We start from the raw sequence: 20,213 nt of genomic DNA, 5'->3' as shown, positions 1-20,213 counted from the left end.
GAGACAAGCCGGTCCTGCCGCCGGCGCCAGAAAAAGAGAGCCCGACGATGGACCTGCACATTCACCCCCTTGCCCGCACCCTCGAGGTCCGCCCCGGCGCGAACCTGCTCGAGGTGCTGCGCGAGCACCAGGTGCCGGTGTCGTACAGCTGCATGTCGGGACGCTGCGGCACCTGCCGCTGCAAGGTGGTGTCGGGTCAGCTGCTCGACGGCGGCCAGGACGCGATCCGGCCCGACGGGCAGGGCGAGCGCTACGTGCTGGCCTGCCAGAGCACGCTGACCGAAAGCTGCACCATCGAGATTCCCGAGCCCGACGAGGTGGTGGTGCACCCGGCGCGCGTGCTCAAGGCCACGGTCACGGGCATCGACGTGCTCACGCACGACATCCGCCGCCTGCGCCTCAAGCCCAACAAGCCGCTGGAGTTCTCGCCGGGCCAGTACGCGCAACTGCAGTTCGGCCCCGAGCTGGCGCGCCCGTATTCGATGGCCGGGCTGAGCCGCGACGCGGAGCTCGAATTTCATGTGCGCCGCGTGCCGGGCGGCCGCGTCACCGCCCACATCTTCGAGCAGCTGCGCGTGGGCGACACGGTGCGCGTGAGCGGCCCGCTGGGCACCGCCTACCTGCGCACCAAGCACCGCGGGCCGATGCTCTGCGCGGCGGGCGGCACGGGGCTCGCGCCCATCCTGTCGATCGTGCGCGGCGCGGTCGCGGCGGGGCTCGTGCAGCCGATCCACCTTTACCTCGGCGTGCGTTCCGATGCCGACGTGTACGGCCTGCCCGAGCTGCGCGAACTGCAGGCGCAGCACCCGGGCCTGAAGGTGCACGTCGTGGTGGTCGCCGGCCCCGCGCGCGACGGCCAGCGGCTGGGGCTCATCACCGACGCGATCCGCGCCGACCTGCCCGCGGGGCTCGACGGCTGGCGTGCCTACCTGTGCGGCTCGCCGCCCATGGTGGAGGCCGCGAGCCGGCTGGTGCAGGCGCACGGCCTGGCGCCCGAGCAGACGCATGCCGATGCCTTCTACCTGCAAGGCACCTGAAGAACCGAACAAGAGAAAAGGAGACCCGATGACCACGCCTGCCGTCTTCCCCATCGAACTGCGCTGGGAGAGCGAAAAGACCAGCCGCATTCCCTTCATGGCCTACACCGACGAGGCGCTGCACAAGAAAGAGCTGCAGCGCTTCTTCTACGACAAGCACTGGTGCTATGTCGGCCTCGAAGCCGAGATTCCGAACCCGGGCGACTTCAAGCGCACCGCCATCGGCGAGCGCTCGGTCATCCTGTCGCGTGACGAAGAAGGCGCCATCCACGTGTTCGAGAACGTCTGCGCCCACCGCGGCATGCAGTTCTGCCGCGAGCGCCATGGCAACAAGAAGGAGTTCGTCTGCCCCTACCACCAGTGGAACTACACGCTCAAGGGTGATCTGCAGGGCGTGCCGTTTCGCCGTGGCGTGAAGCAGGACGGCAAGGTCCACGGCGGCATGCCGGCCGACTTCAAGACCGAAGACCACGGCCTGAACAAGCTCAAGGTCGCGTCACGCGGCGGCGTGGTGTTCGCGTCGTTCGACCACGACATCGAATCGTTCGAAGATTTTCTCGGCCCCGACATCCTTCACTACTTCGACCGCCTGTTCGACGGCCGCAAGCTCACCATCCTGGGCTACAGCCGTCAGCGCATTCCGGGCAACTGGAAGCTCATGCAGGAGAACATCAAGGACCCGTACCACCCGGGCCTGCTGCACACCTGGTTCGTGACCTTCGGGCTCTGGCGCGCCGACAACAAGTCGGAGCTGAAGATGGACGCGCGCGGCCGCCACGCCGCGATGATCTCCACGCGCGGCAGCGCCGGCAAGGCCGCGCAGGTGACGCAGGTGTCGAGCTTCAAGGAGAGCATGCAGCTGAAAGACCCGCGCTTTCTGGACATCGTGCCCGAGCCCTGGTGGGGCGGGCCGACGGCGGTGATGATGACGCTGTTCCCCAGCCTCATCCTGCAGCAGCAGGTCAACAGCGTGTCGACGCGCCACATCCAGCCCGTGGGCCACGACGCCTTCGATTTCGTGTGGACGCATTTCGGCTTCGAGGACGACACGCCCGAGATGACGCAGCGCCGCCTGCGCCAGGCCAACCTTTTCGGGCCGGCCGGCTTCGTGTCGGCCGACGACGGCGAGGTGATCGAGTTCTCGCAGGAAGGCTTCGAGCAGAAGCCCTACCACCGCACGCTGGCCGAACTCGGCGGGCGCGAGGTCGAGAACACCGACCACATGGTGACCGAGACGCTGATCCGCGGCATGTACCGCTACTGGCGCGAAGTGATGGAGGCCGCATGAGCACGCTCGACACGTCCACCTACCTCGACCTGTCGCGCCTGTATGCGGCGTACGCGCATGCGGTCGATTCGGGCGACTGGGACCTGTGGCCCGCGTTCTTCACCGAAGCGTGCAGCTACCGCCTGCAGCCGCGCGAGAACCACGAACGCGGCCTGCCGCTGGCCACGCTCTCGTTCGAAAGCCGAGGCATGCTCGAAGACCGCGTCTACGGCATCAAGGAGACGCTGTTTCACGACCCGTACTACCAGCGCCACGTGGTGGGCCTGCCGCTGGTGCACCGTGTCGACGACGACGGCGCGATTCACAGCGAGGCCAACTACGCGGTGTTCCGCACCAAGCTCGACGGGCCCTCGACCGTGTTCAATGTCGGGCGCTACATCGACAAGGTCGTTTCCACGCCCGAGGGCCTCAAGTTCGCGTCGCGCCTGTGCGTGTTCGACAGCGAAATGATCCCGAACTCCATCATTTACCCCATCTGAAACCGAGCCATGCCAGAAAAAGAACCAGAGACCCACGGTGCGCCCCTGCGCCGCTTCACCGACCCGGCCTACGTGCCGCTGTGCGCCAACTTGGCCGAGGTGCGCGAGAACATCGACCGGCTCGACCGCCAGATCGTCGCGCTGCTGGCCGAGCGCGGCCGCTACGTGAAGGACGCCGCGCGCTTCAAGCGCGATGCCTTCCAGGTGTCGGCGCCGCAGCGCCAGCAGGAAGTGATCGACAAGGTGAAGGCGCTGGCCGAGAAGGAGGGCGCCTACCCCGAGGTGGTCGAGGCCGCCTACCGCGCGCTCATCGCGGGCTTCATCGCGCGCGAGCAGCAGGACCATCTGGGCATGGTCGACGTGGAGGTGCAGCCATGACGCGCGCACGCCTCTTCGTCGCCTTCACCGCCGTGGCCCTGGCCGCGGCCGCCCATGCGCAGGACTGGCCGCAGCGCCCCGTGCGCATCGTGGTGCCCTTCGCGGCGGGCTCGTCGCCCGACATCCTGGCGCGCATCGTCAACGACAAGCTCGCGGCGCGCATCGGCCAGCCGCTCATCGTCGAGAACAAGCCCGGCGCGGGCGGCAACAGCGGCACCGACGCGGTCTCGAAGGCGCAGCCCGACGGCTACACCTTCCTGCTGTCGGTGAATGCGCCGCTGGTCTACAACACCATCCTCTACAAGAACCTGCCGTACGACCCGTTCAAGGACCTCGTGCCCGTGTCGCTGGCCGCGACCACGCCGAACGTCTGCGCGGTCTCGAACTCGATGGGCGTCGATTCGGTCAAGGGTTGGCTGGCCGCCATGAAGAAGAACCCCGGCAAGTTCAACTTCGCCTCGACCGGCAACGGCTCGATCTCGCACCTGGGCGTGGAGCTCATCAAGGCCAAGACGCAGTCGTTCGCGGTGCACATCCCGTACGCGTCGTCGGGCCAGGCTGTGACGGCCATCGTGCAGGGCGACGTGCAGTACGCCTGCCTGCCGCCGGTCACGGTGATGCCGCAGGCCAAGGCGGGCCGCCTGAAGGCGCTGGCCGTCACCTCGGCCGAGCGTTCGGCATTGCTGCCCGAGCTGCCGACGTTGCGTGAGTCGGGCCTGCCCGACATCCAGGCCGTGCCATGGTTCGCCTACATGGCGCCCAAGGGCACGCCGAACGACGTGGTGCAGCGCATGAGCCGCGAGATTGCGGCTGCGCTGAAAGACCCCGACACGGTCAAGCGCCTGCAGACCGCGTACTTCGACCCCGTGGGCAGCACGCCCGAAGGCCTGTCGAAGTTCATGGACGAGGAACTGCGCCGCTGGAAGCCGGTGATCGACCGCGCCGGCCTCAAGCCCGATTGAGCAAAGGGAGCACACGATGAGCACGATGACCTGGGTCGACGCCGCGGCGGTCGACGACGTTCCCGCCGACGACGTGGTCGGCATCGAGGTGCAGGGGCGCGACATCGCGCTGTACGGCACCGACGACGGCATTCACGCCACCGACAACATCTGCACGCACGGCCATGCGCGGCTGTGCGACGGTTTCCTGGAAGGCCACGAGATCGAATGCCCGCTGCACCAGGGCCGCTTCGACGTGCGCAGCGGCAAGGCGATGTGCGCGCCGCTCACCGAAGACCTGCGCACCTACCCGGTGAAGATCGAAGGCGGGCGGGTGTTCCTGGCGTTCGAAGGCTGAACTGTTCTGCCTGCGGCGGGCGCGATCTGTATCGGTTCGCGCCGGACCGGTTGGCGACAATGGCGGCCCGTTTTCCTGGACATCCGATGACAGAACCACACAGCCGCGACCAGATCGCTGACCTGATTGCCGCCGAACTGGGCCACCGCTTCGACGGCGAGATCCTGGCCGGCGGCCACTACGTGCCGCTGGTGCGCGACGGCCGCACCGTCTACCTCAGCGGCCAGGTGCCGCGCGTGGGCACCACGGTGGTCGTCACCGGCCGCGTGGGCGATGCGGTGTCGCTCGACACCGCGCGCGAAGGCGCGCAGATCTGTGCGCTGCGCAGCCTCGCGCTGCTGCGCCGCGCCCTCGGCTCGCTCGATGCGGTCGAGAAGGTGTTGCGCGTGGGCGTGTTCGTGCAGTGCACGGCCGACTTCACGCAGCAAAGCGAGGTGGCCGATGCCGCGTCCGACCTGCTGCACCGCGTGTTCGGCGAGGCCGGCGTGCATGTGCGCACGGCGGTCGGCGTCTATGCGCTGCCGAAGAACGCGACGGTCGAGGTCGAAATGACCGTCGCGACCACCCACGCCGCCTGAATCGGCTGCATCAGCCGCGTTCGCGGCGCGCGGGTTCGCTGCGGTGCAGGTGCACCGCCAGCGTGTCGCGCGGCGGGCGCACCGCGCATTGCGCCAGCAGCCGGCCGGCTTCGCCCCGGTGGTAGCCGTTGTGCGTCACGACATGGGCCAGCATCTCCTCGCGCGTCATGCGACCTTTGTCGCCGTCGGTGAACACGAAGGGCAGCGGCTCGGCCAGCAGCGCCGGCGTGAGCGTGTCCAGGTAGGCGAGGTACCAGCGGTCGGACTCGGCCACGGCCGCACGCAGGTCGGCCAGCATCGGCGTTTCGGGCGTGTTGTCGTCGGTGAAACCGTGCGGCGTGCCCGTGAGGTGGCCCGCGAAGATCCGGTTCACCACATGGGCATGGTTGACCACGCGGATCGCGGCATGCCGGGCGTCGGCGTGCTGCACGGGGTCGAGGCTGGCCATGCGGTCCAGCAGTTCGTCGTTGGCCCACGCGTGGTACTGGAACAGCGTGCGCAGCAGGGGTGGGGCGCTCATGTCGGGTGTGTCCTTGTCATCGGGGAACCCGGATGTTCACGGTAGGCGCGGCGCCTGTCCAGCCGCCGCCGGGTCAGCGCTCGCCGAGCATCCAGCGCGTGCGGTCGCCGCGTCCCGGCAGGTGCAGCGCGGCCGTGGCCGCGGGCGTCTCCGCCAGCAACCGCCCCTTGCGGAACACCTTGAGCCGCGTCGCGCGCAGGCGGATGGCCTCGACCGGATCGCGCGCCTGCAGCAGCACGAAGCTGGCATCGCAGCCGGCCTCCAGGCCGTAGCCGTCCAGGTGCATCACGCGCGCCGCGCGCGTGGTCACGGCCTCGAAGCACTGGTGGATGCCGGCCTGGCCGGTCATCTGCGCCACATGCAGGCCCATGTGGGCCACCTCGAGCATGTCGCCCGAGCCCATGCCGTACCACGGGTCCATCACGCAGTCGTGGCCGAAGGCGACGTTCACGCCGGCCGCCAGCAGCTCGGGCACGCGCGTCATGCCGCGGCGCTTGGGGTAGCTGTCGTGGCGGCCCTGCAGCGTGATGTTGATGAGCGGGTTCGACACCACGCTCACGCCGCTCTCGGCGATGAGCGGCAGCAGCTTGCTCACGTAGTAGTTGTCCATCGAGTGCATCGAGGTGCAGTGCGAACCCGTCACGCGGCCCTGCAGGCCCAGGCGCAGCGTCTCGGCGGCCAGGGTCTCGATGTGGCGCGAGAGCGGGTCGTCCGACTCGTCGCAATGCATGTCGACCAGCTTGCCGCGCTCGGCGGCCAGCTCGCACAGCAGCTTCACGCTGGCGGCGCCGTCGGCCATGGTGCGCTCGAAATGCGGAATGCCGCCGACCACGTCCACGCCCTTGTCGAGCGCGCGCGTGAGGTTGTCGACGCCGCCCGGCGAGCGCAGCACGCCATCCTGCGGAAAGGCCACCAGCTGCAGGTCGATGTAGGGCGCCACCTGGCGCTTCACCTCGAGCAGCGCATCGACCGCGAGCAGGCTGGGGTCGCTGGTGTCCACGTGCGAGCGGATCGCCAGCAGGCCCTTCGCCACGGCCCAGTCGCAATACGCGAGCGCACGTTCGATGAGCGCGTCGGCCGTGAGCAGCGGCTTGAGCTCGCCCCACAGCGCGATGCCCTCGAGCAGCGTGCCGCTCTGGTTGACGCGCGGCTGGCCGTAGCTCAGCGTGGCGTCCATGTGGAAGTGCGGGTCGACGAAATGCGGCGCGAGCAGCAGGCCCTGGGCGTCGAGTGTTTCATGCGCGGGCGCGGCCAGGCCGGGCGTGACCTCGGCGATGCGGCCGTCCTGCACGGCAACCGACATGCCGGTGCGGCCGTCGGGGAGGGTGGCGTTGGTGATGAGGAGGTCGAGCATCGGTGGGTGTTTTTCTTGAGGGGCGCTCAGCGCGTGCGCTGCGCGCGGAAGCGGTATTGCCCTGCGGCCGGCCCGACCTCGATGGTCACGCGGCGCAGCTTGTCGTCGTGGCCCGAGTCGGCCTTGGCCGTCACCACGATGCCGCGCGGTGTGGCGCGGCAGGTGAGTTCGCTCAGGGAGATTTCCGCGTGGTCGTTGTCGAGCTCGGCGATGGCGGTCGTGTGCACGGCGTACAGGCTGTAGCTGCGGTCGGCCTCGCCGCGCGCCATCCACTGCACGTAGAGGAACGACTGGGCGAAGGCTTCGGCGTGGATCACGCGGTAGGTGCCGTGGTGGTCGGGGCCCCAGGTGCCGCAGGTCTGCACCCAGGTGACGGCGTCGTGGGTGGCGAAGCGCTCGGGGCCGTAGTCGGCGCCGAGTGCGTGGGCGCCGCCGCCGGCCAGGGCGAGCAGCGCGGTGGCCAGCAGGCGACAAAGGCGGGGCCGCGTCATCGGCATGTCAACGTTCTCCCTTGCGGTAGGGTTTCATCAGCGCCTGCGGGTAGCTGGCCTTGCGCGCCACCAGCACCAGCGCCAGGATCGACAGCAGGTAGGGCAGCATCAGGTACAGCTGGTAAGGCAGCACGGCATCGCCCGATTGTTGCAGCCGCAGCTGCAGCGCGTCGAAGAAGGCGAACAGCAACGCGCCGAGCAGGGCCTTGCCGGGCCGCCACGAGGCGAACACCACCAGCGCCACGCAGATCCAGCCGCGCCCGTTCACCATGTTGAAGAAGAAGGCGTTGAAGGCCGACAGCGTGAGGAACGCGCCGGCCACGCCCATCAGCGCGGAGCCCGCCACGATGGCGCCGGTGCGCGTGGCCGCGACCGACAGGCCCTGGCTCTCGGCCGCCTGCGGGTTCTCGCCCACCATGCGCAGCGCCAGGCCCAGCGGCGTGCGGTACAGCACCCAGGCCACCGCCGGCACCAGCAGCAGCGCGAACAGCGTGAGCGCGGTCTGCGCGCCGAGGATGGGCACGGGCAGCCAGTCCATCGGCGCGAAGGGCGTGATGGTCGGCGGCGTGTTCACCTTCGGAAAGCTCACGCGGTAGCCGAAGTAGCTCAGCGCCGTGGCCAAGAGCGTGATGCCCAGCCCCGAGACGTGCTGCGACAGCGCAAGCCCGACGGTCAGGAAGGCATGCAGCAAGCCGAACACCATGCCCGTGAGCGCGGCCACGCCGACACCGGCCCACAGCGGCGCGCCGGCATACACCGCGAGCCAGCCGGTGAAGGCGCCCGCGACCATGATCCCCTCGATGCCCAGGTTGAGCACGCCCGCGCGCTCGCACAGCAGCACGCCCAGCGTGCCCAAAATGAGCGGCGTGGCGATGCGCAGCACCGCGACCCAGAAGGCGGGGTTGGAAAGAATGTCGAGCAGGTCGGTCATTTCGTCATCCGCACGCGGTACTGCGTGAGCAGCGTCGCCACCAGCACCGCGATCAGCGAGGCCGCGACGATCACGTCGGCGATGTAGGTCGGCACGCCCACGGCGCGGCTCATGGTGTCGGCGCCGACGAGCACGCCGGCCACGAACACGCCGGCGGCGATCACGCCCAGCGGGTGCAGCCCGGCGAGCATCGCGATCACGATGCCCGTGTAGCCGTAGCCCGGCGACATGTCCAGCGTGACGTAGCTGGTGCGGCCCGCCACCTCGATGGCGCCGGCCAGCCCGGCCAGAGCGCCCGAGAGCAGCGCCACCATCACCACGGTGCGCGTCACCGGCACGCCGGCGAAGGCGGCGGCGCGTGCATTGGCGCCCACGGCGCGGATGTCGAAGCCCAGCACCGTGTACTTGAAGATCGCCCACACGATCACCGCGAGCGACACCGCCCACAGCAGCCCGGTGTGCACGCGCGTCTGCGCGATGAGCTTGCCCAGCTCGAGGTCGGTCTGCAGCGACACGCTCTGCGGCCAGCCCATCGCCGTCGGGTCTTTCATCGGCCCGTCGAGCAGCGCCGACACGCCCAGCAGCACGATGAAGTTGATGAGCAGCGTGGTGACCACTTCGTCGACGCCGAGCTTGTTCTTCATGAGCGCCGGGCCCAGCAGCATCAGCGCGCCGGCCACTGCTGCGGCGAGCATCATCAGCGGGAACAGCAGCCAGGGTGAGAGTTCGAAGCCGGTGCCGCCGTGCATGCCGCCCACGGCCACGGCGGCAAGCGCGCCCGCGAACAGCTGCCCCTCGGCGCCGATGTTGAAGAGCCGCGCCTTGAACGCGACCGTGGCGGCCAGGCCGGTGAGGATCAGCGGAATGGCCCGCGTCAGCGTCTCGCTCCATGCGAACACCGAGCCGAAGCCGCCCTGCAGCAGCAGCGCGTAGGTGCGCCCGACCGGCGCACCGGCCCAGCGCACGAGCAGCGCGCTCACCAGCAGCGTGAACACGACCGCGCCGATGGGGGCCAGCACCAGCGCGGCGCGCGAGCTTTCGTGGCGTCGTTCGAGGCGCATCATGCGGCGGCTCCCGGGCGTTGCGGCGCGGTAGCGCCGGCCATCGCCAGGCCGATGGCCTCGCGCGTCCAGGCCGCGGCCGGGCGCGCTTCGCCGAGGTGGCCGCCGTGCATCACGGCCACGCGGTCGCCGAGCGCGAGCACTTCGTCGAGGTCGTCGGAAATGACGAGCACCGCCGCACCGGCATCGCGCGCGGCAATGAGCTGCTGCTGCACGTAGGCGACGGCGCCGATGTCCAGGCCCCAGGTCGGTTGGTGCGCCACGATGAGGCGCGGCGCGCGGTTCGGGTATTTCTTGTTATCGGTGTCTTGTTCCACTTGCTCGGGTGCCAGCAGCGCCCGCCCCAGGATCAGTTTCTGCATGTTGCCTCCAGAGAGCGAGCGGGCCGGCGACATCAGGCCGGCACCGCGCACGTCGAAGGCTTTCTCGATGCGCCGGGCATGGAGCCGTGCGGCCGCACGCCGGACGATGAACGACCAGCGCGAAAAGACAGGGCTGCGCAGCCGCTCGGACACGGCGTTCTCCCACACCGGCAGGTCGCCGACCACGCCGACCGCGTGCCGGTCTTCGGGGATGCGCGCCACGCCGCGCTGCACCAGCCGGGCGGGCGAGGGCGGCAGCGCGCGGCCCATGAACTGCGCGCTGCCGGAGACGGCGCGGCGCGTGCCGCTCAGCAGCTCGGCCAGCGCGACCTGGCCGTTGCCCGAAACGCCGGCGATGGCGGTGATTTCGCCCGCGCGCAGCGTGAGCGACACCTCGCGCAGGCGGTCCTGCCCGCCGTCTTTCGTCGATGCGGTGCTCACGTGGTCGAGCACGCAGACCGCGTCGCCCACCGATTTCGCGGGCCGGCGCTGCGGCGCCTCGACCGCATGGCCGACCATCCACAGCGCGAGCTGCGCCTGCGTGGTGTCGGCCGTGCGCGCCTCGGCGACCAGCTTGCCGCCGCGCAGCACCGCGATGCGTTGCGACACGCGCAGTACCTCGCCGAGCTTGTGGCTGATGAAGATGACCGACAGGCCCTGCGCCACCATCTGCGCGAGCGTGGCGAACAGCGCCTCGCTCTCCTGCGGCGTGAGCACGGCCGTGGGCTCGTCGAGGATCAGGATGCGCGCCCCGCGGTACAGCGCCTTGAGGATTTCCACGCGCTGGCGCTCGCCGACCGAGAGGCTGCCGATGGTCGCGTCGGGCTGCACCGGCAGGCCGAAGCGCTGCGCGACCTCGAGCAGCCGCGCGCGTGCCGCCGCACGGCGCGAGACCGGGCGCCACAGCGGCTCGGTGCCCATCGTCACGTTGTCGAGCACGCTGAGGTTGTCGGCCAGCGTGAAGTGCTGGTGGACCATGCCCACGCCGGCGGCCAGCGCGGCCTTGGGGTTGCCGGGCGGCAGGGGCGAGCCGAAGACTTCGATGCGGCCTTCGTCGGCGACATAGTGGCCGAACAGGATCGACATCAGCGTCGACTTGCCGGCCCCGTTCTCGCCCAGCAGCGCGAGCACTTCGCCGGCCTGCAGGTCGAGGGAGATGGCGTCGTTGGCCACGAGCGGGCCGAAGCGCTTGGTGATGCCCTGGAGGCGGAGCACGGTGGGGTTCATGGGCAGACAGGTGGCGACGGCAGGTCGCGGCAGAAATTCTCGATGGCCCGGGCGGAGGCGGCGGGCGAGGCCTGCAGCAGGCCGTGGGGGCCGTCGAGCTGCACCAGGTGCAACGCCGACAGCCCGCGCTGGAGGGCGGCCACCGCGCGGCGCGGCACCACGCGGTCCTGCAGCGCCTGCAGGTACATCGCGGGCACGCCGACCCGCGGCAGCTTGTCGCGCACGTCGACGCGCTGCACTTCCTTCATGCGGTGGGTCATGACGGCCACCGACACCTGCTTCAGCGAAGCCTGGAGCATGTCCGACAGCTGCGGCGACGCCGAGCCGCCCAGCAGCAGGTGCCGCATCGGCGCGCGCATGAGTTTCGAATGCAGCAGGCGCATCGACAGGTCGAGCAGGCCCGCGCGCATCAGCGCCAGGCCGGGCGCGGGCCGGCGCGCGAAGCTGCAGCACAGGATGAGGCCGCGCAGCCCCGGCGGACGCGAGGCTGCAAGGGAGATGGCCAGCGGCCCGGAAAACGATTCGCCGAGCAGCACGAAGGGCTGATGCGTTGGCAGTTGCGCGCGCACCATCGCTTCGAGTTCGTCGTAGCCCAGCACCTCGCGGCCCGGGTAGCGCACGACGTCGATGGTGGCCTGCGGCCCCAGGGCCTGCGCCAGCGGCGCGAAGAGATCGCCGGTGCCGTCCATGCCCGGCAGCAACACAAGACGAGGCAGGCGCCCGGGCGCCACCGTCACTTCCACGCGGCCAGGAAGGCCAGCATGACCTTGGCCGAGTTGTCGGCCGCGATGCTCATGAAGGTGCCCATCTCGTTCTCGCCGTCGCCGCCGCCCGCGAGGTCGCTGAGCGAGCGGAAGGCGATGTAGGGCACGCCGTTGCTGTAGGCGACCATGCCCACGGCGGCGGTTTCCATGTCGAGCACGTTGGCCTGGAAGGTCTTGTAGGTGTATTCGCGGTAGGCCTTGTTGTCCATGAAGGCCTGGCCTGACACGCCGTTGCCGCCCACCACCAGCTGCGGCTTGCGCGGCAGGCACTTGCCGGCGCCGCAGTTCGCCAGCTCGACGTTGCGGATGCTGCGCGCTACTTCGAGCATCTTCGGATCGGCCGCGAACCAGAACTTGCGCTCGATGCCCGGCTTGGCGGCCGAGCGCACCTCGACCGGGCGCGGGAAGTTCATGCCGAAGTTGGGCAGCGTGGCGTCGGTGATGAAGGGCGGCGCGCTGTACTTGCCGGGCGCGGTCTCGCGCGCCATGAGCACCTCGAGGTACTGCCCCCACTGGGCCGGCACCGTCACGTCGCCCACGTGCAGCGAGGGGTTCACGCCGCCCGCGATGCCGCTGAACACGATGCCGGTGATGCGAAAGCGGTTGAGCACCAGCTGCGTGTTCATGGTCGCGTTCGTCATGCTGATGCCCGAGAGGAACAGCACCACGGGCTTGCCTTCGAGCGTGCCGGTGGTGAACTCGACGCCGTTCACGCTGTGTTTGCGGGGGCCTTGCAGGCGCGTGAGCAGCAGCTTGAGCTCGGGCTCGAAGGCCGAGATCACGGCCAGGCGCGGCGTGTCGTCCAGCCGCGTGCTGCTGTTGATGCTGACGACGTCCGACTTGTAGACGCCGACGCAGCCCGTCAGCACGAGGCCGAGCGCGGCGGCCAGGACCGGGCCGCGCAGGCGCTGGAGAAGCGAGGAAGTGTTCGTCATGGTCATCAGGAGTTGGTGGGCGGGAGTGAGGGGCGGTGTTCGGCGTCGGGCGTGGCGATCCACGCTTGCAGCGCGGCGACGCGCGCGTGCTTCGGTGCCAGGCCGACGAAGGTGGTGTAGGCGGCGAGCGCCTTGGCGTCGTTGCCGGCCTGCAGGTAGGCGTCGCCCAGGTTCAGGTAGGCGAGGGCGCGGCTGCCGTCCATGTCGATGGCCTGCTCGAACCAGCGCGCGGCCTCGACCGGCTTGCCGCGCTTGAAGTACACGAAGCCTAGGTTGTTGGCCGCGAGCGCAAAGCGCGGCTGCAGCTTCAGCGCCTCGGTGAAGGCGGCTTCGGCCTCGTCGTAGCGGCGCTCGCGGTACAGCTGCAGGCCGCGGTCGTTGGCGCGCTGCGCGGCCACGCGCGGCGTGAGCGGCGCGGCGGCCGGCATGGTCAGCTTGGTGTCGGCGCCTTCGAGGTTCTTCACCACCACCTCGACGGCGGCCGGGCCGGTCTTGGCCGCCTTGGCCGTCTTGGGTACGGCCGCCGCATGCACGGCCTGCTCGTTGGCCTGGTCGATGCGCTTGTTGACCTGGCTGGCGGCGGCGTCGAGCTGCAGGCTGTCGCCGCTGAGGCCTTCGCGCTCGACGGGCAGCGCGAACACGAACTCGCCGCCCTCCGAGCCCGGCAGGCTGCCGAAGGCCGGCGTCTGCCGCGCGATGGCCGAGACCGCCGGCGCCACGTAGGCCGCGAGTTCGGTGCCGGTGATGACGTTGTCGCCATTCAGGTCGGCCTTGCCCGACAGCGCCTGCAGCATCGTCCAGGTGAAGACCGAGTGGCCGCCGGGGCCGTCGTCGGCCACCTGCTGGTCGGCGCCGCCGGCGGTGAGCATCTGGCGGCCGATGCGGCGCGCGTTGTCGGTCAGGAAATTCCTGTTGCCCTGCGCCGCGCCGCCGCGCGTGAGGCCCAGGCCCGAGTAGCAGGCGTCCACGAGGAACAGCACGTGCTTGGCCGACAGCGCCTCGGCCACCTCCTGCAGCTGCGGCATCGAGATGGCGTCGGACGGCAGGTTGTCCAGCGTGGCGTCGACCGGCACGATGTAGCCCACGTCGCGCCCGCTCGCGAGCTTGCGGGTGCTGCCGTGGCCGGCAAAGAACACCAGCACGCGGTCGTCGCGCTTCACGCGCTTGCCGTCGGTCAGTTTTTCATTCAGCGCGCGCAGGATGTTGGCGCGCGTGGCCTGGTCGTCGTACAGCGCCGTGATGTTCTCGGGCTTGAAGCCGAAGCGCGTCACGAGCAGCTGCTCCATCGCCTTGGCGTCGGGCACGGCGTGGTGCAGGCCGGGCCATTTGGCGTACTTGTCGATGCCGATCACCAGCGCGTGGCTTTCGCGGTAGAGCGTGTCGCCCGAGGTGGCGGCCACGCCGTCGTCGGGCGCAGCCTTTTTCGAGGCGCTCACGACGAACTTGCCGTCGCGCCAGGTGGCGAAGCGGTAGCCGTCGGCCACCAGCTGGTCGAGCACCGTGGGCAGGGCCTGCACGGTGCGGCCCTGGATGTCGTGGAACAGGATGACGCCGCGCTTGGCCTTGTCGACCTCGGCCAGCACGCGGTCGGCGATCGACTTGGGCACCGGGTCGGCCCAGTCCATCGAGTCGACGGTCCACATCATGGAGCGCAGCTTGAGTGCCTCGACCGTGCTCAGCTTGGCTTCGTTGCGTGCGCCGTAGGGAAAGCGAAAGAGGGTGGACTGCGGCCGGCCGGTGGCGTCGAGCAGCGCTTCGGTTTCGCTGGCTTCGACGCGCACCGCGTCGTCGGTCATCTTGGCCATCATGCCGTGGCTGAAGCTGTGGTTGGCGAGCACATGGCCGGCGGCCAGCACGCGCTTGGCCGCCGCGCCGGTGGCGCCGAGCTGGGCCTTGCCCTGCGCGTCGAGCTTGCCCAGGTTGCGCCCGAGCTGGAAGAAGATGGCGGGCGCGTCGTAGCGCTTCAATATCTCCAGGATCTCGTCGGTGTGTTTGGCGTGCGGGCCGTCGTCGAAGGTGAGCACGACGGTCTTGGCGGGCAGCGAGGTGCCGAAGATCTCGCGTGCGTCCGCGTTGTCCTTTTCCTTGGCGCCGCCCGGGGGCTGCGTGTAGGGAACGATGGCGCCGAAGTCTTTCAGGATCTGTTCGCGCGAGTACAGGCCCTGCAGCTTGGCCACGTAGTCGGCCCATTTCTCGCGCTTGGGCTCGATGCCGCGTTGCGCGAAGCGGCCGAACACGTCCTTCAGCTCGCGGTCGTAGGCTTGCTCGATCTCGGCGAGCACGGCCAGGTCTTCGCTGGCGCGGCGGCCGAGCTTGAGCCCGGACAGCGACTGCGCCTGGCTGTAGCGCGTGCTCAGCTCCGACAGGAACTCCTTGAACGCCAGCCGGTCGGCGTCGAACCAGCTGGGCTCGCTCTCGATGCGGTCGAGCAGCGCGTTCAGGCCTGCCACCGCAGCGGGGTCCGTCATGTCCGCGGCCTGGGCGATCAGCGCCTGCTGGCGCTCCTGCATCTCGTGGAACAGCTGCTGCCCGACGGCGCTGACGGCGCGCTTCTCGGCCGCCTCGAGCGCACGCTCGCCGGTCATCAGCACGATCATCTGGCGGTGCGCGGCGAGCAGGGCGTCGGCGCGCACCTGCAATGCGGCTGGAATGCCGACCGGCGCCGCGACCACCGGCGGTGCAACGGCAGCGGGTGCCGAGGCGGCCGATGCGGGCACCTCGGCCGCCGGGGCGGTGGCCGTGGCCGCCGGCTCAGGTTGACAGGCGGCGAGCCCGGCGGCCAACGCCGCGATGGCCACGCCATGGATTGCGGTCTGCCATCGCGCACGCTTCATGGGTTCGGGTCTGCTCGCTTGTCTGTCTGCTGGTTACTTGGCGGTGGACTTCGGCTGGGCGTCGTCCACCTTCACGGTGAACTTGCCGGCCAGGATGTCGGCCTGCTTGGCCTTCACCTTGGCCACGACGTCGGCCGGCACCTTCTTCTCGAAGGTGCCCAGCGGCGCGAGTTCGGAGCCCTTGTGCTTCATGTGCGAGTACACGCCGTAGTCTTCGGCGGCGAACTTGCCTTCTTTCACGAGCTTGATGGCGCGGTCGGCCGAGGGCTCGAAGTTCCACAGCGCCGAGGCCACCACCGTGTCGGGGTACTGGGCCTGCGTGTCGATCACGTTGCCGATGGCGAGCTTGCCCTTTTCCTTGGCCGCGTCCGACACGCCGAAGCGCTCGGCGTACATGATGTCGGCACCCTTGTCGATCATCGCGAAGGCTGCTTCCTTGGCCTTCGGCGGGTCGAACCAGCTGTTGATGAAGCTCACGCTGAACTCCACCTTCGGATTCGTTTCCTTCGCGCCCGCCATGAAGGCGTTCATGAGGCGATTGACTTCGGGAATCGGGAAACCGCCGACCATCCCGATGCGGTTGCTCTTGGTCATGCCGCCCGCGACCATGCCGCTGAGGTAGGCCGGCTCCTGGATGTAGTTGTCGAACACCGAGAAGTTGGGCGCCTGCGGCTTCAGCGACGAGCCCATGAGAAACGCCACCTTGGGAAAGTCTTTCGCGACCTTGCGCGCCGCCGCTTCCACCCCGAACACCTCGCCCAGGATCAGCTGGTTGCCGCCCGTCGCGTACTCGCGCATCACGCGCTCGTAGTCGGCATTGCTCACGTTCTCGGTCGCCTTGTATTCGATCTCCCCACGCGCCTCGGCCGCCTTCAGCGCCTTGTGGATGCGACCCACCCATTGCTGCTCGAAAGGCACCGTGTACACGGCAGCCACCTTGAGCTTGGCCTGCGCGAGCGCAAGGCCCGGGGCGCCTGCCGCAAGCGCTGCGGCAACGGCGATGGAACGAACGATCAATTGACGGCGTGCTGTCACGGTCTTCTCCTCGGTCTGTAAAAAAACAAGCGCTGCAATCCCCGTGCCCACTAAGTCGAGCCCGCCCTTGAGGCGGGCTCCCTTCCAGCAAACACCGAGGAACTGGCTTCGCCAGGCCTCAGGTGTTGCCCCCGGTAGGGGGAAGGAGCAGCGACACGAAGTGCGCGAAGCCTGGGGGCGAGCCTTACTTCGTGCCGAAGATGCGATCGCCGGCGTCGCCCAGGCCCGGCAGGATGTAGCCATGGCTGTCCAGCTCGCGGTCGATGGCGGCGGTGTAGATCGGCACGTCGGGGTGCGCGGTCTGCATCGTTTTCACGCCTTCGGGGCAGGTCAGCAGGCAGACGAACTTGATCGACTTGGGGTTGAGTTCCTTCAGCCGTTCCACCGCGGCCACGGCCGAGTTGCCGGTGGCCAGCATGGGGTCGACCACGATCACGTCGCGGTTCTCCATCTCGCCGGGCATCTTGAAGTAGTACTCGACGGCCGTGAGCGTCTTCGGGTCGCGGTACAGGCCGATGTGGCCGACGCGCGCGCCCGGCACCACCGTGAGCATGCCGTCCAGGATGCCGGTGCCGGCACGCAGGATCGACACCAGCACCACCTTCTTGCCGTCGATGACCTTGGCCTGCATGGTCTCCAGCGGGGTCTCGACCTCGATGTCCTGCATCGGCATGTCGCGCGTGACCTCGTAGGCCATCAGCATGCTGATTTCGTTCAAGAGCCGGCGAAAGCTGTTGGTGGAGGCGTCCTTGCGGCGCATCAGCGTGAGCTTGTGCTGGACGAGGGGGTGGTCGACGAGGTGGACGTTGCTCATTGGAGTCTTCTTTTGGTGTGCCGTTGCGGAAAACAGGAGAGTCTAAAAGACTAGAAGACGGTGCCGTCGCTCTCGATCTGCAGCGGTGGCGCACCGTTTCGCAAGCGCTGTGCCAGCACCCGGCCCGCGGCCCAGGTGCCGCCTTCGAGCACGCAGGCCAGGGGCAGCTCTTCCTCGGTGCGGTCGAGCACCTTGCGCACGCGCGGGGCGATTTCGTCGAGCAGCGCCACGGTGAGGGCGCGCCATTCGACGATGAACTCGTCGCCGGCCTTCCAGCGGCGAGTGAGAAAGGCCGCCTCGCGAGGCACGATCACGCCGCTGTCGATCAGCAGGCCGCCGTTGCGGTACTCGGGCAGGGCGGTGAGCGCGTCGAGGTGGCGCACCTTCACGCCGGCCCATTCGAAGGGCTCGAGCAGCGAGTACGTGAGCCACTGCGACAGCTTGTGGAACGGCATCCAGCCGTTGGTGAGCCCGGGGCCGGCGACGGCGCTGTGGCGCCAGCAGTCACCCAGCGCGAAGGCCGGGTCGCCGGAGCCGCCGACGTTGTCGCTGCCGTCGGCCGCCAGGCTGTCGATGGCGTTGGCCGAGGGCCAGATGTGCGAGAGCGTATCGAGCAGCAGCGACAAAATCTGGTGCGCCGTGATCTCGGCCGTGGGCGGCGAGGCCGCGCCCAGCGGGGCCACGAGCGCGTCGAAAAGGCCGGCGGGCCGGCCGTCGTCGCCGAAGGTTTCGGGCTGCTCGCTCATGGCCTCGCCGAGGCGGCGCAGCAGCACCGCGCGCCCGGACAGGCCGACCAGCGGATTGACTTCGCTCACCTGGAAGGCGTCGCCCAGGCGCTCGGTCACGAGGCCGCGCAGGCCGGCCGCGTCGGCCTGCAGCGGGTGGTTCGGGTCGGACGAAAAGAGCCCGCTGGTGAACGCATGGAAGCACGCCACGCCCAGGCCTTCGGAGCGCGTGAAGCGCAGGCCGGTGGCCGGTTCGGTGTAGTGCCAGATCGGGCCGGCGCCGGCGTCGAGCAGCACGCTCACCAGCGTCAGGTCGATGTGGGCGCGGGCGCGCTGGCGGGCGTCGAGGCCCTTGCCGAGCAGCGCGTCGAGCTGCAGGCGGCGGTCGACGCCACCGGCCTCGAAGTGGCGCCAGCGGCTGTGGTACGGGATGGTGTCCCAGGGGTAGCGCTCGCGCGTGACCTCGGCCACGGTGCGCGCCGCGTCCTCGAGCGCGTCGTCGCTGCCGATGCGGAACCACTGCGATTCGCCGCGGCGCGCGCGCGCCAGCAGGGCGCCCGCGCGCTGGCGGATGGCGGTGGTGGTGCGCAGCAGGCTGGCGGCGCCGGCCGGGTGGCCGGTGTCGGGTGTGAATTCGATCGACGGGTCGACATTGCCCGCGCCGCCGGGGCGCAGGCTGCCGGAACCGTCGGCGGGCAGGTCGATGTCGGTGCTTCGGCTCATTCGCTCAATCCCCGGCCCTTGGCCTTTTTCAGTTCCTCTGCGTCCGGCACCGGGCCGGGGGTGAAGTAGCCGGCCGCCATCTTGGCGTCCATCTCGACGCGGGCGTCGGCCGGGATCAGTTCGTCGGGAATGTTCACGCGCTCGCCGATCTCGATGCCCGAGCCGGTGATGGCGTCGAACTTCATGTTGCTCATCGACACGAGGCGGTGGATCTTCTTGATGCCCAGCCAGTGGAAGACGTCGGGCATCAGCTCCTGGAAGCGCATGTCCTGCACGCCGGCCACGCACTCGGTGCGCGCGAAATACTGGTCGGCCGTGTCGCCGCCCACCTGGCGCTTGCGGGCGTTGTAGACGAGGAACTTGGTCACCTCGCCGAGCGCGCGGCCTTCCTTGCGCGAGTAGGCGATGAGCCCCACGCCGCCGCGTTGCGCGCCCTGGATGCATTCTTCGATGGCGTGCGTGAGGTAGGGGCGGCAGGTGCAGATGTCGGAGCCGAACACGTCGGAGCCGTTGCACTCGTCATGAATGCGCGCGGTGAGTTCGACTTCGGGGTTGGCCAGGTCGCGCGGGTTGCCGAAGATGTAGAGCGTCTGCCCGCCGATGGGCGGCAGGAACACCTCGAGGTCGGAACGCGTGACCAGCTCGGGGTACATGCCGCCAGTCTCTTCGAAGAGCGTGCGGCGCAGGTCGGTTTCGGAGCAGCCGAAGCGGCGCGCCACCTCGGGCAGGTACCACACGGGTTCGATGGCCGCCTTGGTCACCATCGCGGCGCCGCCCGTGGTGAGGAAATGGCCGTCGGCCTTGAGGCGCCCGCTTTGCAGCGCCTCGATCACCTCGGGCAGGATCACGTGGGCCTTGGTGATCGCGATGGTCGGGCGGATGTCGTAGCCGGCCGCGAGTTCCGTGGAGAACACGTCGGCCACCAGCGCACCCCAGGGGTCGAGCGAGACGATGCGCCCGGGCTCGCTCCACTGCGGATAGGGGCCGATGACGTCGGTGGGCGCGGTGTTGGTGAGGTCGGCCTTGTGTTCGCGCTTCAGGGCGCCGGCCGCCACGGCGAGTGCGCGGTACACGCTGTACGAGCCGCTGTGCGTGCCGATGACGTTGCGGTGTGCTCGCTTGGTGGTCGTGCCGACCACGGGGCCACGCTCGACAGCGGTGGCCGCGCTCCAATGGATGGGCAGGGCGCCAAAGCCGCCGGCATGCGAGGTCAGGCGGATGTGGCCGGTCGAGGACGAGGGATGAAGCGGAGGGTTCTGCGTCGGGCTCGCGCCAGTCGCTGTCGGCAAGGCGGAAGGGATCGCGGTACTGTCTGCGGACATTTGAGGCCCTCAAAAAATGCAATGTACCGAGCACTTGTGCGGCTGGCAAGCGAGGG

20 protein-coding genes are annotated in these 20,213 nt (G+C 69.4%); 7 read left to right on the top strand and 13 right to left on the bottom strand.

The annotated features are described in order from the left end of the window. The first annotated feature begins 47 nt into the window (after positions 1-47). The 7 genes from AC1RAD_RS09205 to AC1RAD_RS09175 all read left to right on the top strand — a co-directional run bounded on the left by AC1RAD_RS09205 (position 48) and on the right by AC1RAD_RS09175 (position 5,059). Positions 48-1,037 carry a 2Fe-2S iron-sulfur cluster-binding protein gene (locus AC1RAD_RS09205; RefSeq protein ID WP_492734608.1) on the top strand — a complete coding sequence of 330 codons (990 nt, stop codon included), beginning with the start codon at positions 48-50 and terminating at the stop codon, positions 1,035-1,037. A 28-nt stretch (positions 1,038-1,065) separates the two neighbouring features. Further along, positions 1,066-2,325, top strand: coding sequence for an aromatic ring-hydroxylating dioxygenase subunit alpha (locus tag AC1RAD_RS09200; RefSeq protein WP_056580645.1), 1,260 nt, complete (start codon positions 1,066-1,068; stop codon positions 2,323-2,325). Further along, complete coding sequence (locus tag AC1RAD_RS09195) at positions 2,322-2,804, top strand: aromatic-ring-hydroxylating dioxygenase subunit beta (RefSeq protein WP_492734607.1); 483 nt, start codon at positions 2,322-2,324, stop codon at positions 2,802-2,804. The genes AC1RAD_RS09200 and AC1RAD_RS09195 overlap by 4 nt, the downstream gene beginning before the upstream one ends. Positions 2,805-2,813: 9 nt before the next feature. After that, entirely contained in the window at positions 2,814-3,182 is a 369-nt protein-coding gene (locus AC1RAD_RS09190; protein ID WP_095948604.1) for a chorismate mutase, read from the top strand. Beyond that, the gene (locus AC1RAD_RS09185; protein ID WP_492734606.1) at positions 3,179-4,144 is read left to right on the top strand and encodes a Bug family tripartite tricarboxylate transporter substrate binding protein; all 966 of its coding nucleotides are present in this window, start codon (positions 3,179-3,181) and stop codon (positions 4,142-4,144) included. Before AC1RAD_RS09190 ends, AC1RAD_RS09185 begins: the two co-directional genes overlap by 4 nt. A gap of 16 nt (positions 4,145-4,160) precedes the next feature. Then, positions 4,161-4,481, top strand: coding sequence for a non-heme iron oxygenase ferredoxin subunit (locus AC1RAD_RS09180; protein WP_056580656.1), 321 nt, complete (start codon positions 4,161-4,163; stop codon positions 4,479-4,481). Positions 4,482-4,567: 86 nt separating this feature from the next. After that, the gene (locus AC1RAD_RS09175) at positions 4,568-5,059 is read left to right on the top strand and encodes a RidA family protein (RefSeq protein WP_062477794.1); all 492 of its coding nucleotides are present in this window, start codon (positions 4,568-4,570) and stop codon (positions 5,057-5,059) included. 10 nt (positions 5,060-5,069) lie between these two features. On the opposite strand, the gene AC1RAD_RS09170 is transcribed toward AC1RAD_RS09175, so the two are convergent. The 13 genes from AC1RAD_RS09170 to AC1RAD_RS09110 form a co-directional block, all read right to left on the bottom strand. Continuing rightward, the gene (locus tag AC1RAD_RS09170; RefSeq protein ID WP_492734605.1) at positions 5,070-5,579 is read right to left on the bottom strand and encodes a DinB family protein; all 510 of its coding nucleotides are present in this window, start codon (positions 5,577-5,579) and stop codon (positions 5,070-5,072) included. Positions 5,580-5,652: 73 nt separating this feature from the next. Further along, positions 5,653-6,933: an amidohydrolase family protein gene (locus tag AC1RAD_RS09165; protein WP_354342060.1), complete on the bottom strand. Its 1,281-nt coding sequence runs from the start codon at positions 6,931-6,933 to the stop codon at positions 5,653-5,655. 26 nt (positions 6,934-6,959) lie between these two features. Then, positions 6,960-7,424: a hypothetical protein gene (locus AC1RAD_RS09160; RefSeq protein WP_492734604.1), complete on the bottom strand. Its 465-nt coding sequence runs from the start codon at positions 7,422-7,424 to the stop codon at positions 6,960-6,962. A 7-nt stretch (positions 7,425-7,431) separates the two neighbouring features. Next, the gene (locus AC1RAD_RS09155; RefSeq protein ID WP_492734603.1) at positions 7,432-8,355 is read right to left on the bottom strand and encodes an ABC transporter permease; all 924 of its coding nucleotides are present in this window, start codon (positions 8,353-8,355) and stop codon (positions 7,432-7,434) included. After that, positions 8,352-9,416: an ABC transporter permease gene (locus AC1RAD_RS09150; protein ID WP_492735222.1), complete on the bottom strand. Its 1,065-nt coding sequence runs from the start codon at positions 9,414-9,416 to the stop codon at positions 8,352-8,354. Before AC1RAD_RS09150 ends, AC1RAD_RS09155 begins: the two co-directional genes overlap by 4 nt. Then, complete coding sequence (locus AC1RAD_RS09145) at positions 9,416-11,005, bottom strand: ABC transporter ATP-binding protein (protein WP_159276918.1); 1,590 nt, start codon at positions 11,003-11,005, stop codon at positions 9,416-9,418. The genes AC1RAD_RS09150 and AC1RAD_RS09145 overlap by 1 nt, the downstream gene beginning before the upstream one ends. Then, positions 11,002-11,748 (bottom strand): alpha/beta fold hydrolase, encoded by a 747-nt coding sequence (locus AC1RAD_RS09140; protein WP_492734602.1) that lies wholly within the window; start codon positions 11,746-11,748, stop codon positions 11,002-11,004. Before AC1RAD_RS09140 ends, AC1RAD_RS09145 begins: the two co-directional genes overlap by 4 nt. Then, a complete protein-coding gene (locus AC1RAD_RS09135; protein WP_373866818.1) occupies positions 11,739-12,710 on the bottom strand; it encodes a 5'-methylthioadenosine/S-adenosylhomocysteine nucleosidase in 972 nt (323 codons plus the stop codon). The genes AC1RAD_RS09140 and AC1RAD_RS09135 overlap by 10 nt, the downstream gene beginning before the upstream one ends. Next, positions 12,710-15,538, bottom strand: coding sequence for a polysaccharide deacetylase family protein (locus AC1RAD_RS09130; protein ID WP_492734601.1), 2,829 nt, complete (start codon positions 15,536-15,538; stop codon positions 12,710-12,712). The genes AC1RAD_RS09135 and AC1RAD_RS09130 overlap by 1 nt, the downstream gene beginning before the upstream one ends. Before the next feature lie 33 nt (positions 15,539-15,571). Further along, the gene (locus AC1RAD_RS09125) at positions 15,572-16,573 is read right to left on the bottom strand and encodes a BMP family protein (protein WP_056582550.1); all 1,002 of its coding nucleotides are present in this window, start codon (positions 16,571-16,573) and stop codon (positions 15,572-15,574) included. Between the two features lie 184 nt (positions 16,574-16,757). Continuing rightward, positions 16,758-17,387, bottom strand: coding sequence for a uracil phosphoribosyltransferase (gene upp, locus AC1RAD_RS09120; protein WP_062477764.1), 630 nt, complete (start codon positions 17,385-17,387; stop codon positions 16,758-16,760). Positions 17,388-17,437: 50 nt separating this feature from the next. Next, the gene (locus AC1RAD_RS09115; RefSeq protein ID WP_492734600.1) at positions 17,438-18,835 is read right to left on the bottom strand and encodes a URC4/urg3 family protein; all 1,398 of its coding nucleotides are present in this window, start codon (positions 18,833-18,835) and stop codon (positions 17,438-17,440) included. Next, positions 18,832-20,157 carry a GTP cyclohydrolase II gene (locus AC1RAD_RS09110; protein ID WP_492734599.1) on the bottom strand — a complete coding sequence of 442 codons (1,326 nt, stop codon included), beginning with the start codon at positions 20,155-20,157 and terminating at the stop codon, positions 18,832-18,834. Before AC1RAD_RS09110 ends, AC1RAD_RS09115 begins: the two co-directional genes overlap by 4 nt. Positions 20,158-20,213 lie beyond the last annotated feature (56 nt).

This window comes from Variovorax sp. GW823-FHT04B03 (assembly GCF_058796495.1).
This window is presented reverse-complemented; position numbering and strand designations above follow the sequence as displayed.

Excerpts from the sequence above, each read along its gene's own strand:
- AC1RAD_RS09205 (WP_492734608.1), top strand. The coding sequence starts at position 48 with ATGGACCTGCACATTCACCCCCTTGCCCGCACCCTCGAGGTCCGCCCC.
- AC1RAD_RS09200 (WP_056580645.1), top strand. The coding sequence starts at position 1,066 with ATGACCACGCCTGCCGTCTTCCCCATCGAACTGCGCTGGGAGAGCGAA.
- AC1RAD_RS09195 (WP_492734607.1), top strand. The coding sequence starts at position 2,322 with ATGAGCACGCTCGACACGTCCACCTACCTCGACCTGTCGCGCCTGTAT.
- AC1RAD_RS09190 (WP_095948604.1), top strand. The coding sequence starts at position 2,814 with ATGCCAGAAAAAGAACCAGAGACCCACGGTGCGCCCCTGCGCCGCTTC.
- AC1RAD_RS09185 (WP_492734606.1), top strand. The coding sequence starts at position 3,179 with ATGACGCGCGCACGCCTCTTCGTCGCCTTCACCGCCGTGGCCCTGGCC.
- AC1RAD_RS09180 (WP_056580656.1), top strand. The coding sequence starts at position 4,161 with ATGAGCACGATGACCTGGGTCGACGCCGCGGCGGTCGACGACGTTCCC.
- AC1RAD_RS09175 (WP_062477794.1), top strand. The coding sequence starts at position 4,568 with ATGACAGAACCACACAGCCGCGACCAGATCGCTGACCTGATTGCCGCC.
- AC1RAD_RS09170 (WP_492734605.1), bottom strand. The coding sequence starts at position 5,579 with ATGAGCGCCCCACCCCTGCTGCGCACGCTGTTCCAGTACCACGCGTGG.
- AC1RAD_RS09165 (WP_354342060.1), bottom strand. The coding sequence starts at position 6,933 with ATGCTCGACCTCCTCATCACCAACGCCACCCTCCCCGACGGCCGCACC.
- AC1RAD_RS09160 (WP_492734604.1), bottom strand. The coding sequence starts at position 7,424 with ATGACGCGGCCCCGCCTTTGTCGCCTGCTGGCCACCGCGCTGCTCGCC.
- AC1RAD_RS09155 (WP_492734603.1), bottom strand. The coding sequence starts at position 8,355 with ATGACCGACCTGCTCGACATTCTTTCCAACCCCGCCTTCTGGGTCGCG.
- AC1RAD_RS09150 (WP_492735222.1), bottom strand. The coding sequence starts at position 9,416 with ATGCGCCTCGAACGACGCCACGAAAGCTCGCGCGCCGCGCTGGTGCTG.
- AC1RAD_RS09145 (WP_159276918.1), bottom strand. The coding sequence starts at position 11,005 with ATGAACCCCACCGTGCTCCGCCTCCAGGGCATCACCAAGCGCTTCGGC.
- AC1RAD_RS09135 (WP_373866818.1), bottom strand. The coding sequence starts at position 12,710 with ATGACCATGACGAACACTTCCTCGCTTCTCCAGCGCCTGCGCGGCCCG.
- AC1RAD_RS09130 (WP_492734601.1), bottom strand. The coding sequence starts at position 15,538 with ATGAAGCGTGCGCGATGGCAGACCGCAATCCATGGCGTGGCCATCGCG.
- upp (WP_062477764.1), bottom strand. The coding sequence starts at position 17,387 with ATGAGCAACGTCCACCTCGTCGACCACCCCCTCGTCCAGCACAAGCTC.
- AC1RAD_RS09115 (WP_492734600.1), bottom strand. The coding sequence starts at position 18,835 with ATGAGCCGAAGCACCGACATCGACCTGCCCGCCGACGGTTCCGGCAGC.
- AC1RAD_RS09110 (WP_492734599.1), bottom strand. The coding sequence starts at position 20,157 with ATGTCCGCAGACAGTACCGCGATCCCTTCCGCCTTGCCGACAGCGACT.